The 14,518-nt window shown below is 73.7% G+C and carries 11 protein-coding genes; 4 read left to right on the top strand and 7 right to left on the bottom strand.

Features of this window, described 5'->3' with window-relative positions; translation table 11 throughout:
• Positions 1-6: 6 nt before the first annotated feature.
• The 7 genes from NV263_RS14820 to NV263_RS14790 form a co-directional block, all read right to left on the bottom strand.
• Positions 7-729, bottom strand: coding sequence for an MgtC/SapB family protein (locus NV263_RS14820; protein WP_263253859.1), 723 nt, complete (start codon positions 727-729; stop codon positions 7-9).
• Between the two features lie 102 nt (positions 730-831).
• Positions 832-1,812, bottom strand: coding sequence for a VWA domain-containing protein (locus NV263_RS14815; RefSeq protein WP_263253857.1), 981 nt, complete (start codon positions 1,810-1,812; stop codon positions 832-834).
• 2 nt (positions 1,813-1,814) lie between these two features.
• Complete coding sequence (locus NV263_RS14810) at positions 1,815-2,762, bottom strand: DUF58 domain-containing protein (protein WP_263253856.1); 948 nt, start codon at positions 2,760-2,762, stop codon at positions 1,815-1,817.
• Between the two features lie 8 nt (positions 2,763-2,770).
• Positions 2,771-3,874 carry an AAA family ATPase gene (locus tag NV263_RS14805; protein ID WP_380757933.1) on the bottom strand — a complete coding sequence of 368 codons (1,104 nt, stop codon included), beginning with the start codon at positions 3,872-3,874 and terminating at the stop codon, positions 2,771-2,773.
• Positions 3,875-4,157: 283 nt separating this feature from the next.
• A complete protein-coding gene (mobA, locus tag NV263_RS14800) occupies positions 4,158-4,724 on the bottom strand; it encodes a molybdenum cofactor guanylyltransferase (RefSeq protein WP_263253854.1) in 567 nt (188 codons plus the stop codon).
• 51 nt (positions 4,725-4,775) lie between these two features.
• Entirely contained in the window at positions 4,776-6,098 is a 1,323-nt protein-coding gene (locus NV263_RS14795; protein WP_263253852.1) for an NlpC/P60 family protein, read from the bottom strand.
• 160 nt (positions 6,099-6,258) lie between these two features.
• A complete protein-coding gene (locus NV263_RS14790) occupies positions 6,259-7,086 on the bottom strand; it encodes an SIR2 family NAD-dependent protein deacylase (protein ID WP_263253850.1) in 828 nt (275 codons plus the stop codon).
• A 165-nt stretch (positions 7,087-7,251) separates the two neighbouring features.
• Here NV263_RS14790 and NV263_RS14785 point away from each other — a divergent pair, with 165 nt between their 5' ends.
• From NV263_RS14785 to nirB, 4 genes are read left to right on the top strand one after another with little or no spacing between them, the layout of a single operon-like run.
• Positions 7,252-8,604, top strand: a complete 1,353-nt coding sequence (locus NV263_RS14785) for a nitrate/nitrite transporter (RefSeq protein WP_263253849.1) — start codon at positions 7,252-7,254, stop codon at positions 8,602-8,604.
• Positions 8,597-10,654, top strand: a complete 2,058-nt coding sequence (locus NV263_RS14780) for a molybdopterin oxidoreductase family protein (protein WP_263253848.1) — start codon at positions 8,597-8,599, stop codon at positions 10,652-10,654. The genes NV263_RS14785 and NV263_RS14780 overlap by 8 nt, the downstream gene beginning before the upstream one ends.
• Complete coding sequence (locus NV263_RS14775) at positions 10,651-12,006, top strand: FAD-dependent oxidoreductase (RefSeq protein WP_263253846.1); 1,356 nt, start codon at positions 10,651-10,653, stop codon at positions 12,004-12,006. The genes NV263_RS14780 and NV263_RS14775 overlap by 4 nt, the downstream gene beginning before the upstream one ends.
• Entirely contained in the window at positions 12,003-14,510 is a 2,508-nt protein-coding gene (gene nirB, locus NV263_RS14770; RefSeq protein ID WP_263253845.1) for a nitrite reductase large subunit NirB, read from the top strand. The genes NV263_RS14775 and nirB overlap by 4 nt, the downstream gene beginning before the upstream one ends.
• The last annotated feature ends 8 nt before the right edge of the window (positions 14,511-14,518 follow it).

Raw genomic sequence — 14,518 nt, 5'->3', positions numbered from 1 at the left:
GCGTGGTCAGAACCCGGGTTCGGCGCTCTCCCCGACCGCGGCGTGCACCACGCCGTCCAGGGCGCTGACCTCCTCGACCAGCGCGGCCACCGGCGCCTTGCCGCGCAGCCGCACCGCCACCACAGCGGTGCGCTGCTCCTGGTCGTCGGTGTCCTCGCGCTCGACTTCGAGATCGGTCACGGTCCACCCGCGGCTGGTGCACAACGTCAACACGCTGCGCAACACTCCGTGACCGTCGAGATAACCGATCCGCATGACCTGCGGTTCCCGCAGCGACCGGCGGGCCAGCCGCAGGATCCGGGGGTAACCGACCACGATCAGGAAGTGCAGCGCCGTGGTCGCCGCCGCCAGGATGATCAGCCCGCCGCCGCAGGCCATGCCCACCGCGGCCACCACCCACACCGTCGCGGCCGTGGTCAGCCCGCGCACCGCGTCGCGCCGCACGAAGATCAGCCCGCCGCCGACGAACCCGATGCCGGACACGATCTGCGCCGCCACCCGCGACGGGTCCAACGCGACCCGGTCGAAGACGAGCATGTCGCCGAACGCGTACTTCGACACCAGCATGAACAGCGCCGCGCCGACCCCGACCAGGGCGTGCGTGCGCAGACCGGCGCTCTTGGCCCGGACCTCGCGCTCCAGCCCGATCAGGCTCGACAGCCCCAGCGCCGCGCCGAGTTCGACCAGCAGCGGGATCTCGCGCAGTCCCGCGACCACGGAATCAGCCATCCCACGAAACTAACTCACGGTGTTCGTACCACCACAACGCGACCCACGGCAGTGTGATCCACACGGCAACACCGGGAGCTGTCCGGTCAGCGAGCCCCTGGTTCAGGGCAGACGTCTGCCGAACAACAGCGAGATCCCCGCGGCCGCCATGGCTACCAGGGTGCCGAGCACGAGCCACGGTTTGCTGGCGTCGGTGCGCTTGGTCTCGTAGCCGATCTGCTCGCCGAGGGTGTCGTAGACGTCGCGCAGCTGTTCCGCGCTGGCCGCCTTGTGGAACTCGCCGCCGGAGAGCTTGGCGATCTCCTGCATCGCCTCGTCGTCGACCTCGACCCACTCCTGCTCGCCGTCGATCTCGATGCTGCCGTGGTGGGTGCCGAAGGAGATCGTGGAGATCGGGATCCCGGCCCGCTTGGCCTCCCGCGCCTTGGTGTAGGCGCCGCGCGGCGCGTCGAGCTCGCGCGGGATGGTCTGCCCGCCGTCTGCCATGAGCACGATGCGGGCCGGGGGCGGCCCCGCCGGGCCGCCGACCATCCTGCCGAACGACTCGATCGCCGACATCGCCGCGTTGATGCCGTCCCCGGTGGCCGTGGCCTCCGAGAGCTTCAGCCCGTCGATGGCCTGCTTGACCGCGTTGCGGTCGGTCGTGGGCATCGTCATGACCGTCGCGGTGCCGGCGAAGGACACCAGGCCGAGGTTGATGCCGGGGGTGAGCTTGTCGGCGAACTCCTTGGCCGCGGCCTTGGCCGCCTCCAGGCGGGTCGGCTCGACGTCGGTAGCCTTCATCGACAGCGACACGTCGACCGCCAGCATCACGGTCGCCCGGTTGCGCGGGATGCGCTGCTCGGCCGTCGGACCGGACAGCGCCACGGTCAGCAGGATCAGCGACACGCCCAGCAGGGCGGGCGCCACGTGCTTCCACCAGCCCTGCCGCGTGGACAGCACCCGCTCCAGCACCGGCAGGTTGCTGAACCGCAGCGCGTCCTGCCTGCGCCGCCGCAGCGCCCACACGTAGGCCAGCACGAGCACCGCGACCAGCACCAGCAGCAACAGCCACCACGGCGCGGTGAAACCGGACAAACTCACGATCACGCTCCTCCGGACCAGCCGCGCTTGCGCGCCACCGCGAAGCGCACCACGTCGGCGATCCAGTCCGAATCCGTCCGCAGCACCAGATGTCCGCAGCCCGCGCGGCGCAGCGCCGAAGCGACCTCCTCGCGGTGGGCGGCCGCGGCCGCGGCGAACTCGCGGCGCAGCACCGGCGTGGTGTGCACCTCGCGGCGCCGCCCGGTCTCCGGGTCCGCCAGCAGGACCGTGCCGACGTCGGGCAGCTCCAGGTCGCGCGGGTCGACGATCTCCACCGCCAGCAGCGAGTGCCGGGCACCGAGGCCGCGCAGCGCCCGCTGCCAGTCGGTCGGCCCGAGGAAGTCGGAGATCACCACGGCCAGTCCGCGCCGCCGGGGCGGGCGCCGCAGCCCCTCCAGGAGCCGCGGCAGATCGCCCCGGGTGCCCTCCTCGGCACGCGGGGTCTCGGCGACCCGCTTCAGCAGGGCCCGCGCGTGCCCGGCACCGCCCCGGGCGGGAAGCCGCACCGGACCGGTGCCGTTGTCCACGACCGCGCCGATCCGGTTGCCACCCCCTGCGGTCAGGAACGCCACGGCGGCCAGCGCGGCGACCGCCAGTTCCCGCTTCTCGCAGGCGGCCGACCCGAAGTCCAGGCTCGGCGACAGGTCCATCGCCACCCAGGTCTCCAGCTCCCGGTCCGCCTCGGTCTGCCGGATGTGCGGCTCCGCGGTGCGCGCGGTGACCGCCCAGTCCATCCGCCGCACGTCGTCACCGGGCTGGTAGGCGCGCGCCTCCCCCGGCTCGGTGCCCGGCCCGGGGACCAGGCCGAGGTGGTTGCCCTGCAGCAGGCCGTCCAGCCGCCCCCGCACGGTCAGCTCCAGCGAGCGCAGCGCTGCCGACAACCGCCCGGTGTCCAGCGCCGGTGGCGCCCAGGACGGGCGCCTGCCCGCGGAATCGGGTGCTACCGACACCGTGCTCCTCACTGGTGGTTGGGACCGAAGTGCGCCTGGCCGTACACCGGCTGCCCGGACGGCTGACTGCCCTGCGGCCGCGCCGAGACCTGCGGCAGCGGCACGGTCTGCAGCACCCGGTTGACGATGTGCTCGATCGGGATCCCGTCGGCCAGCGCGTCGTAGGACAGCACCAGCCGGTGCCGCAGCACGTCCGGCACCACGTCCACGACGTCCTGCGGCAGCACGTAGTCCCGGCCGCGCACCAGGGCCAACGCCCGCGCCGCCGCGACGATCCCGAGGCTGGCGCGCGGCGAGGCGCCGTAGGACACCCACCCGGCGATGTCGGACAACCCGTGCTCGTTGGGCTGCCGGGTGGCCACCACCAGCCGCACCACGTAGTCGACCAGCGCGTGGTGCACGAAGACGTTGGCGGCCACGCCCTGCAGCCGGAGCAGCCCCTCGGGGTCGAGCACCTGGTTCGGTTCGGGTGCGGCCACGCCCATCCGGTAGACGATCTCCCGCTCCTCCTCCGCCGTCGGGTACTCGACGGGCAGCTTGAACAGGAACCGGTCCCGCTGGGCTTCCGGCAGCGGGTAGACGCCTTCGTTCTCGATGGGGTTCTGGGTGGCCAGCACCAGGAACGGCGCGGGCATCGGGAAGCTCTCGCCGCCGATGGACACGTGCCGCTCGGCCATCACCTCCAGCAGCGCGGACTGGACCTTGGCCGGGGCGCGGTTGATCTCGTCGGCGAGCACGAAGTTGGCCAGCACCGGCCCCAGTTCGACGTCGAACCGCTCGCTGCCCTGCCGGTAGATCCGGGTGCCGAGGATGTCGGCGGGCACCAGGTCGGGGGTGAACTGCAGGCGGGAGAACGAGCCACCGACGACGTGGGCGAAGGTCTCCACCGCCAGCGTCTTCGCGACGCCGGGCACGCCTTCCAGCATGATGTGGCCCTTGGCCAGCAGGCCGACCAGCATCCGCTCGACGAGCCGGTCCTGCCCGACGATCACCCGCTTGACCTCGAAGACGGTGCGCTCCAGCAGCTGGGCGTCGCGCGCCGGGGTGGTCGTCTGCTCGGCCGGGCGCGCGGCCCCGGCGCCCCCGCTCTCACCGTTGCCGGCCTCGGTCACTTCTGCATGCCTCCTGTTCGGCAGGGCGGACGTTGCTGCGTGTCGGCCGGTCGCGGCCCACCAAGATCCTGGCACGTCCGCGCGCCGGGCTCACGTGGGGGCGAACACCCCACACCCACCCAACCCGACCACCGGTATGAGCGCTGTGAAGCGCGAGCCTGCCCTGATCGCTGCGGGGTTGCGGTGCGTTTCGCAGGGTTGATTTCAGCCAACACTGAAGCGATAGAACCCATGAACGCATGAGTAAGAGCAGCGGCGACGAGGCAATCGCGGGGCGGGGTGATCAGGCTCGGGTGCGCGCGTCCCGGAGGTCCCGAGGGGTGTCCACATCGGACGCTTCGAAGCCGGTGGCCGGGACCAGCACCGGATCGAGCGGTGCGAGGGCGGAGCGGACCGGAAGGCCGACCGGCTGCGACGGCATCGCTCGGAGCAGCGCGTCCACCCGCCACACCCCCACCAGCCACTGCGGGACACCGTCGGTGAGCACCGCCCCCACCGCCCGGGGCGCGTCGGCCACGGCGGCGCGCAGCCGCGCCACGGTCGTCGCGGTGACGTCGGGGTGGTCCCCGGCCAGCACCGCGACCAGCGAGGTCGTCGCGGGCAGCGCGCGCAGACCCGCGTCGATCCCGGCGAGCGGACCACCGCCGGGCGGGTCCTCGCGGGTCCACACGACCGGCGCGTCGACGGCGCGCGGCGGGCCGACCGCGACGACGGGATCGGCGCCGGAGACGGCGTCGAGGGCGCTTTGCAGCAGGGTTCTGCCCGCCACCGGCAGCAGGAGCTTGTCCACCCCACCGAGTCGGCGGGCGCTACCGCCGGCCAGCACCACCGCAGCGAACGCGACCGTCACGGCACGAATCGTGGCACCCAGGCTGCGCCGGCGCTCACCCGGGCCCGCGGCTCAGAACAGGCGGATGGCGTAGGGCGCGATCCCGCCGTAGCGCACCGAGGTGACCCGCACCTGCGAGCCCGAGTACGGCGCCTCCACCATCCGGCCGCCGCCCAGGTAGAGGGCCACGTGGTGGGTGCTGCCGCCGTCCTGCCAGAACAGCATGTCGCCGCGGCGCATCTGGGACAGCGGCACCTTCCGGCCCGCCTGGTACTGGTAGCCGCTGTAGTGGTCGAGCTCGATCCCCGCCCCGGCGAAGGCGTAGATCATCAGCCCGGAGCAGTCGAAACCGACCTTGCGGAAGTCACCGTGCGCGTCGGCCACACCCCCGTCCCGGATGCCGCGCGTGGGCCCCGAAGCGTCGCCGCCGCCCCACGCGTACGGCAGGCCGACCTGCGAGAGGGCCCGCGCGATCACGACCTCCACGGCCGCGTCACCGGGTGGTTCGGAGTCGTCCTGCGGTGCCGGTGCGCTCGCCGCACCGGCGGCCGGGGCGGGTCGGCTCGCGGCCGCCGCGGCCTGGTCCTCCCGCCGCTTGGCCGCCAGCCACGTCTCGTAGCGCTCGCGCTGGGACTGCAGTCCGGACACCCGGGAGCGGGCGGCGGCGAGCCTGGTCTCGGCGTCGGCCTTGTCCGCCTCCAACCGCTGCGACCGGGCCTGCTCGTCGGACCGGGCGGCGATGGCCTCCTGCTGCGCGGCCTCGGCCGCGTCCCGCGCCCGGTCGGCGGCGCGGCGGGTGGCCTCGGCGTCGGCGACCGCCTTGCGGGCCAGCGAGTCCTTGTTGGCCTTGTCGACGCGGGCGCGCTGGAGGTCGTCGAGCACGTCGAGCTGGCGCCTGCTGATCGCGTCGAGCAGCGAGGCCCGTTCCAGGACGTCCTGGGGGCCGGTCGAGCCGATGAACGCGGTCACCGAGCCGACCTTGCTGCCCTGGCGGTAGCTGGCGGCGACGAACTCGTCGAGCCTGCCCCGCTGCCGGTCGACCTGCTGGGACGCGGCCGAGGCGTCCACCGCGGCCGCCTGCGCCGCCTGCTGGGCGCGCTGCTGCGCGCGCTCGGCGCGCTGCAGGTCGACGCGCGCCTTGTTGGCGTCCTCCAGCTTGGTCTCGACCTGCGCCTGCAGTTCGGTCAGCCGGGCGTCCGCCTCGGCGAGCCGGTTGGCGAGTTCGCCGACCTCCCCGGCGCCGCGCCGTGCCGCGTCGCGCCCGGCTTGGATGTCGGAGTCGCTGGGGTTGTCCGGTGGCGGAGGAACCGACGTGCCCGTGCCCGGCAGCGCCAGGCCGACCACCACTGCGAGCGTGACCGCCGCCAAGGCCCGCACGCCTCGGGTTCGCGTCACCACCGCCACCCCCTCCTGTGTTACCCCGTTCGGTCGTTACCCCGTTAGGTCGAACGGAGTGACCAGACGTTCCGGAGCGTGCCACCGCTGTCACACGGGCACCACTGGAGGACGGGGGCAGCTGGAGCAACGTCAGCCACTCAGGGCACAGGAGTGCGGTTCAGTCCCAGGTGCCGGGATCTCCCCAGGTGCGCAGCGGCTCCTCGGACGGGCGCGGGGGCACCGCGGCGAGCGCGGGCAGCACCTCGTCGAGCGGTTCGCGCAGCACCGCGGCCGCCAGTTCGTCGAACGGGGTGGGTTCGGCGTTGCAGATGACCAGTTCGGCGCCGGCGCGGACGGCCAGCTCGGCGAACCCGGCCGCGGGGAAGACGGTCAGCGAGGTGCCCGCGCTGAGGAACAGGTCGCAGTCCAGGGCGGCGCGGCGGGCCGCCCGCAGCACGTCCTCGTCGAGCGCCTGGCCGAAGGAGATCGTGGACGACTTGAGGATGCCGCCGCAGGACCGGCACGGCGGGTCCTGCTCGCCGGCCGCCACGCGGACCAGCGCGTCGCGCATGGCGCCGGTCTCGCCGCAGTCCAGGCAAACGGTGCCGAACATCGAGCCGTGCAGCTCCAGGATCTTGTCGGGGTGCAGGCCGGCGCGCTGGTGCAGTTCGTCGATGTTCTGGGTCAGCAGCGCGCCGAGCCGCCCGGAGCGGTCGAGGTCGACGAACGCGCGGTGCGCGGGGTTCGGTTCGGCGGACCAGGCCGGGTGCTCGGCGCGGCTGCGCCACGCCTGCACGCGCACCTGCGGGTCGGCGACGTAGCTGTCGATGTCGCTGAGCCGCTGGGCGGCCGGGTTCTTCGTCCACACCCCGTTGGGGCCGCGGAAGTCCGGGATGCCCGAGGCCGTGGAGACCCCGGCTCCGGTCAGCGCGGTGATCCGCCGGGCGGCGGCGAGCAGTTCGCGTGCCCGCTGCCACTCCGCAGCGGTGTCCGTGCCACGTTCCACGCCCTCCACCGTGCCACGCGCCGCCAACCGCGCGGTACGGGCGGTCTCACGGCCGGGAGGTGATCAGGCGTGAAGCGGGGTTTGCACGGCGGTAACGGTCGGGGCCCGCCGTGGAAACAGCCGGTTCCTAGCGTCGCGTCCGACCTGCTGCGAGGAGGACGGCGAGTGACCACGACGCTGACCCGACGAACTTGGATCGAGGGCTGGGATCCCGAGGACGAGCGGTTCTGGGCGAGCACCGGACATCGGATCGCGCGGCGCAACCTGGCGCTGTCGATCTTCTCCGAGCACATCGGGTTCTCGGTGTGGAGCATCTGGTCGGTGCTCGTGCTGTTCATGTCGCCGCGGATCGGGCTGGGGTTCGACGCCGGGGAGAAGTTCCTGCTCGGGGTGACCCCGACGCTCGTGGGAGCGGTGCTGCGGCTGCCCTACGCCGCGGCGGTGGCCCGGTTCGGCGGGCGGAACTGGACGGTGTTCAGCTCGGCGGTGCTGCTCGTCCCGACGCTGCTGGCCTGGTACTTCGTGCAGCGGCCGGGCACGCCGCTGTGGGTTTTCCTGCTGATCGGTGCCGCGGCCGGGGTCGGGGGCGGGAACTTCGCCTCGTCGATGACCAACATCACCGCGTTCTTCCCGCGCCGCCACCAGGGTTGGGCGCTGGGGCTCAACGCGGGCGGCGGCAACCTCGGCGTCGCCGTGATCCAGGTCGTGGGACTGCTGGTGATCGCCACCGCCGGCGATGCGCACCCGTCGTACGTGGCCGCGGCGTACCTGCCGCTGATCGCGCTGGCGGCGCTGTTCGCCGCGCTGTGGATGGACAACGTGGACGCGGTGCGCTCGGAGCCGGGCGCGCTGCGGGAGGCGGTGGGCAGTCGGCACACCTGGTGGATCTCGCTGCTGTACGTCGGCACGTTCGGGTCGTTCATCGGGTACGGGTTCGCGTTCGGCCTGGTGTTGCAGACCGAGTTCGGGTTCACGCCGCTGCGGGCCGCGTCGTTCACGTTCCTCGGGCCGCTGCTGGGTTCGCTGGCGCGGCCGGTCGGCGGGTGGCTGGCGGACCGCCTCGGCGGGGCGCGCGTGACGACGTGGAGCTTCGCCGGGATGGCGGTGGGTACCGCGGCGTTGCTGTTCGCCTCCGCGCACAGTTCGTTCGCGGGCTATCTGGCGGCGTTCGTCGTGCTGTTCGTGCTCAGCGGTCTCGGCAACGGGTCGACCTACAAGATGATCCCGGCGGTCTTCGCCGAGGACGCCGAGCGGGCGGTGACCGCCGGTGAGGACGCCGAGCTGGCGTTCGCCCGGGCTCGGCGGCTGTCCGCCGCGGTGATCGGGATCGCGGGTGCGGTGGGCGCGCTGGGTGGGGTGCTGATCAACCTCGCGTTCCGGGTGTCCTACGCGGGCGCGTCGGCCAGCGGCGACGCGGCGTTGACCGCGTTCCTGGTGGGCTACCTGGTGTGCCTGGCGGTGACCTGGGTGGTCTACCGGCGGGGTGGCGCGCCGAAGGCGGAGGTCGTCGATGCCTGAGCGGCGGACGGTGGCCACGCACTGCCCCTACTGCGCGCTGCAGTGCGGCACCCGGTTGACGCGGGAGCGCGGCGTGGTGTCGGTGCGGCCGGACGACTTCCCGGTCAACCGGGGCGGGTTGTGCCGGAAGGGGTGGACCGCGGCGGAGTTGCTGGAGGTGCCGGACCGGCTGCGGCGGCCGATGTTGCGGCGCGGCGACGAGCTGGTGCCGGTCGGGTGGGACACCGCGCTGGACACCATCGCCGACGAGATCGAGCGGATCCGGGCCGAGCACGGTGCGGACGCGGTCGCGGTGTTCGGCGGTGGTGGGCTGACCAACGAGAAGGCCTACCTGCTGGGCAAGTTCGCCCGCCTGGCGCTGGGCACCTCGCAGATCGACTACAACGGCCGGTTCTGCATGTCCTCGGCCGCCGCCGCGGGCACCGCCGCGTTCGGGATCGACCGCGGACTCCCCTTCCCCGTCACCGACCTGTCCGGTGCGAACGCGGTGCTGCTGGCCGGTGCGAACCCGGCCGAAACGATGCCGCCGCTGATGCAGCACCTCACCGGCGACCTCATCGTCATCGACCCGCGCCGCACCCCGACCGCCGAGCGGGCCGCGCTGCACCTGCAACCCGCCCCCGGCACCGACCTCGCGCTCGCCCTGGGACTGCTGCACATCGCCGTGGTCGACGGCGTGGCCGACCGCGACTACATCGCCGAGCGCACCACCGGTTTCGAGCAGGCGTGGCAGCGCGCGGTCGCCTGGTGGCCCGAACGCGTGGAGCGGGTCACCGGCGTCCCGGTGCGCGACCAGCACGCCGCCGTGCGGATGCTCGCCGCGGCCGAACGCGCCTACGTGCTCACCGGACGCGGCGCCGAACAGCACGGCGACGGCACCGACACCGCCGCCGGATTCATCAACCTCGCACTCGCCCTCGGACTCCCCGGCCGCCCCGGCGGTGGTTACGGCTGCCTGACCGGCCAGGGCAACGGGCAAGGCGGCCGTGAACACGGCCAGAAGGCCGACCAGCTGCCCGGATACCGGCGGATCGACGACCCGGCCGCCCGCGCGCACATCGCCCGGGTGTGGGGAGTGGCACCGGACGAGCTGCCCGGGCCGGGCCGCAGCGCCTACGAACTGCTCGACGCGCTGGGCACCGAGAACGGCCCGCGGGCACTGCTCGTGTTCGGCTCCAACCCGGTGGTCTCGGCACCCCGCTCGGCGCACATCACCCAACGACTGTCCTGTGTGGACCTCCTGGTGGTCGCCGACTTCGTCCCCTCGGAAACCGCGCGCATGGCCGACGTCGTCCTCCCGGTCACGCAGTGGGCCGAGGAGGACGGCACCCTGACCAACCTGGAAGGCCGCGTGCTGCGCCGACGGCGGTTGCAGGATCCGCCCGAGCACGTGCGCAGCGACCTGCGCGTGCTGCACGACCTGGCCGTCCGGCTCGGCGAACCCGGCCACCGCTACCCCACGACGCCGCGCGCGGTCTTCGACGAACTGCGCGAGGCGTCGGCCGGTGGCCACGCCGACTACTCCGGCATCAGCTACGCACGCCTGGACTCCGGCGAGGCGCTGCACTGGCCGTGTCCGGGCGAGGGGCATTCGGGAACGCCGCGGCTGTTCCTCGACGGGTTCGCCCACCCCGACGGGCGGGCCCGGTTCGCCGCGGTCGAGCCGCGCGACGCGGCCTGCGACACCGAGTTCCCGCTGACCGCCACCACCGGGCGGCTGCTCGCCCAGTACCAGTCCGGGGCGCAGACCCGCCGGGTCCCCGCGCTCACCGAGGTGGCCGGGGAGGTCTTCGTCGAGATCCACCCGGACACCGCCGCCCGGGCCGGACTCGCCGACGGGATGTCCGCCCGGATCAGCTCGGCGCGCGGCAGCGCGGTCGCGCGGGTGCGGCTGGTGCCCACGATGCGCCCCGACGTGGTGTTCCTGCCGTTCCACTTCCCCGGTGCGGGGCGGGCCAACCTGCTCACCGGGGACGCACTGGACCCGCGCAGCCGGATGCCCGAGTTCAAGGCCAGCGCGGTGCGCGTGGAACCGGAGGTGGCCGGATGAGCCGGATCGTGGTCGCCGGGGGCGGGCCCGCCGCGCACCGGCTCGTCGAGCGCCTGCGCACGTTCGGCCACAGTGGACCGATCACGGTGCTCGGGCAGGAGGATTTCCCGGCGTACAACAGGGTTCTGCTCGGGGCGGTGCTGACCGGAGCGCTGCGGCCGGACGATGTCGAACTGCCCGCCGCGCAGGCCGACGTGCGGGTGGGCGTGTCGGTCACCGCGATCGACCGCCACCGGCGGGTCGTGCGCACCGATTCCGGCGAACAGCTCCCCTACGACGTGCTGGTGCTGGCGGTGGGAGCGCGTCCGGTCCTGCCGGACGTGCCGGGCGCCGAGCGGATGCTGCCGGTGCGCACGCTGGCCGACTGCCGCGCGGTGTCCGGGCGGGTCGTGGTGCTCGGCGGCGGGGTGCTGGGCGTGGAGACGGCGTGCTCGCTGCGCGCCCGGGGCGCGGACGTCGCGCTGGTGCACCGGCGCGCGCACCTGATGAACCGCCACCTGGACGCGCCAGCCGGACGGGTGCTCGCCGAGCGGCTGCGCGAGCTCGGGATCCGGCTGCGGCTGGGACGCGACGCGGCCGAACTGCGCCCCGCCGGGCTCGTCCTGGACGACGGCGAGGTGCTGGCGGCCGACCGGGTGCTGGTGTGCGCCGGGGTGGTGCCCGAAACCGGTCTGGCCGCCGACGCCGGGCTGCCGGTGCGGCGCGGGGTCGTGGTGGACGACCGGCTGCGCACCACCGATCCCCGCATCCACGCGATCGGCGACTGCGCCGAGCACGACGGCCAGGTCCCGGGCCTGCTCGGCGCCGCGTGGGAGCAGGCCGACGTGCTCGCCCGGGTGCTCACCGGCGGTGACGCCCGCTACCGGGGCGCCAGGACGGTGGTGCGCCCGCGCGGTGTCGAGGTCGCCTCGATCGGACCGGTCGAGCGCCTGGCCGACCCGGACGCCGAGGTCGTGCGGCTGTCGGATCCCGCGCGCGGCCGCTACGCCGCGCTGGCGCTGCGCGACGAGCGGGTCGCGGCGGCCGTGCTGGTCGGACTGCCCGAGGCCGCCGCGGCGGTCGCCCGCCTGCACGACCGGGACCAGCCCGCGCAGACCGACCGGCTTGCGCTGCTGCTCGGCACGCCGGTGGCACCGCGCGGAGCCGTGGAGCTGCCCGCCGACCAGGTGGTCTGCCGTTGCGGCCACGTGACCAGGCAGTCGTTGGTGGCGGCGTGGCGCGCGGGGGCGCGCACGGTCGCCGCGCTGGCGCGGGCGACCCGGGCCACCACCGGCTGCGGCGGATGCACCGACGACGTCGCACGGCTGTGCGCGTCGCTGACCGACGACGAGGAACAGGAGGGGGCGGCATGACACGCACGGTGGTCGTGATCGGCCACGGCATGGTCGGACACCGGCTCGTGGAACGACTCCGGGAACGGGACACCTCGGGTGACTGGCAGGTCGTGGTGCTCGCCGAGGAGGACCGGCCCGCCTACGACCGCGTCGCCCTGTCGTCCTACCTGGACGGCAAGAGCGCGGCGGACCTGAGCCTGGTCGACGGCGGGTTCCTCGCCGATCCGCGGGTCCAGCTGCGGCTGGGCACCGCGGTGACCGGGATCGACCGCACCGGCCGCACGGTGTCCACATCGGACGGATCGGTGATCGGCTACGACGCGCTGGTGCTGGCCACCGGGTCGCGCCCGTTCGTGCCGCCGGTGCCCGGCCACGACCTGGACGGCTGCTACGTCTACCGCACGATCGACGACCTGGACGCGATCCGGGACGCCGCCACCGAGGGCAGGCCGGGTGTGGTCGTCGGCGGCGGGCTGCTCGGCCTGGAGGCCGCCAACGCGCTGCGACTGCTGGGCATGACCGCGCACGTGGTCGAGATGGCGCCGCACCTGATGCCGCTGCAGGTCGACGAGGGCGGTGGGCAGGTGCTGTCCCGGCTGGTCGAGGACGTGGGCCTGCGGGTGCACTGCGGCACCGCCACGCAGTCGATCGACGGCCGCGACGGGCGGGTGTGCTCGGTGACGCTCGGTGACGGCACGGTCGTGGACACCGACCTGGTGGTGTTCTCCGCCGGAGTGCGCCCGCGCGACGAACTCGCCGAGGCCGCCGGGCTGGAGCGCGGTGAGCGCGGCGGTTTCCTCGTCGACGAGCGGTGCCGCACCGCCGACGACCGCGTGTGGGCGGTCGGCGAGTGCGCCGCCGTCGAGGGCCGCTGCTACGGGCTGGTCGCCCCCGGCTACGCCATGGCCGACGTGGTGGTCGACCAGCTGCTCGACGAGGGACCGGGCACCTTCCCCGGCGCGGACCTGTCCACCAAGCTCAAGCTGCTGGGCGTCGACGTGGCCAGCTTCGGCGACGCGCACGGCAGCACCGCGGGCGCGTTGGAGGTCGTCTACGCCAACAACGCGGCGGGCACCTACGCCAAGCTGGTGCTCTCCGACGACGCGCAGGTGCTGCTGGGCGGCGTGCTCGTCGGTGACGCCGGTGCCTTCTCGGTGCTGCGGCCGCTGGTCGGCCGCGAGCTGCCCGCCCCGCCGGAGCAACTGCTGCTGCCCACCGGTTCCGGGGCCGACACCGGCGCGCTGCCCGCCGACGCGACGGTGTGCTCCTGCAACAACGTGTCCAAACAGGACATCGCGGCGGCGATCAGCGAGCACGGCCTCGGTGACGTGGCGGCGGTCAAGAGCTGCACGAAGGCGGGCACCAGCTGCGGATCGTGCGTGCCGATGCTGAAGAACCTGCTCGCCGAGTGCGGGGTCAGCACCTCGAACGCGCTGTGCGAGCACTTCCGGCAGACCCGCGCCGAGCTGTTCGAGATCGTGCGGGCAACCGGGATCAGCACCTTCTCCGAGCTGGTCGACCGGCACGGCACCGGCCGCGGGTGCGACATCTGCAAACCGGCCGTCGCCTCGATCCTCGCCGGACTCGGGCACGGCCACGTCCTGGACGGCGAACAGGCCGGGCTGCAGGACACCAACGACCGGTTCCTGGCGAACATGCAGCGCAACGGCACCTACTCGGTGGTTCCCCGGGTGCCCGGCGGGGAGATCACCCCCGACAAGCTCATCGTGCTCGGAGAGGTCGCGCGGGACTTCGGGCTCTACACCAAGATCACCGGCGGGCAGCGCATCGACCTGTTCGGCGCGCGCGTCGAGCAGTTGCCCGCGATCTGGCGGCGGCTGGTCGACGCCGGGTTCGAATCCGGCCACGCCTACGGCAAGGCGCTGCGCACGGTGAAGTCCTGCGTGGGCAACGACTGGTGCCGCTACGGGGTGCAGGACTCGGTGAGCATGGCGATCCGCCTGGAGCTGCGCTACCGCGGGCTGCGCGCCCCGCACAAGATCAAGGCCGGGGTGTCCGGTTGCGCTCGGGAGTGCGCCGAGGCGCGCGGCAAGGACTTCGGCGTCATCGCCACCGAGCGGGGCTGGAACCTCTACGTCGGCGGCAACGGCGGATTCCGGCCCCGGCACGCCGAACTGCTGGCCGCCGACCTCGACGACGACGAGCTGGTGCGGCTGGTCGACCGGTTCCTGATGTTCTACGTGCGCACGGCCGACCGCCTGCAGCGCACCGCCGCGTGGATCGAGTCGCTGGACGGCGGCCTGGAGCACGTGCGCGAGGTCGTCGTCGAGGACTCCCTCGGCATCGCCGCCGACCTGGAGGAGGCCATGCGGCGGCACGTCGAGGACTACCGCGACGAGTGGGCCGGGGTGCTGGCCGACCCGGACAAACTCGCCCGGTTCGTGTCGTTCGTCAACGCGCCCGAAGCACCCGACCCGACGGTCAGCTTCGTCGAGCAGCGCGGCCAGATCCGGCCCGCGCCGGTCGACCTGCCGCTGCCCGCGGTGCCGAGCCGATCCTGAGGAGGAGC

Source organism: Saccharopolyspora rosea (assembly GCF_025643595.1).
Classification (GTDB): domain Bacteria; phylum Actinomycetota; class Actinomycetes; order Mycobacteriales; family Pseudonocardiaceae; genus Saccharopolyspora; species Saccharopolyspora rosea.
Note: the sequence above shows the minus strand (reverse complement) of the source record. Positions and strands in the feature narration are given on the sequence as shown.

What these genes read in the sequence shown, in the direction of transcription:
- NV263_RS14775 (WP_263253846.1), top strand. Translation starts at nt 10,651, where the DNA reads ATGAGCCGGATCGTGGTCGCCGGGGGCGGGCCCGCCGCGCACCGGCTC.
- nirB (WP_263253845.1), top strand. Translation starts at nt 12,003, where the DNA reads ATGACACGCACGGTGGTCGTGATCGGCCACGGCATGGTCGGACACCGG.
- NV263_RS14780 (WP_263253848.1), top strand. Translation starts at nt 8,597, where the DNA reads ATGCCTGAGCGGCGGACGGTGGCCACGCACTGCCCCTACTGCGCGCTG.
- NV263_RS14820 (WP_263253859.1), bottom strand. Translation starts at nt 729, where the DNA reads ATGGCTGATTCCGTGGTCGCGGGACTGCGCGAGATCCCGCTGCTGGTC.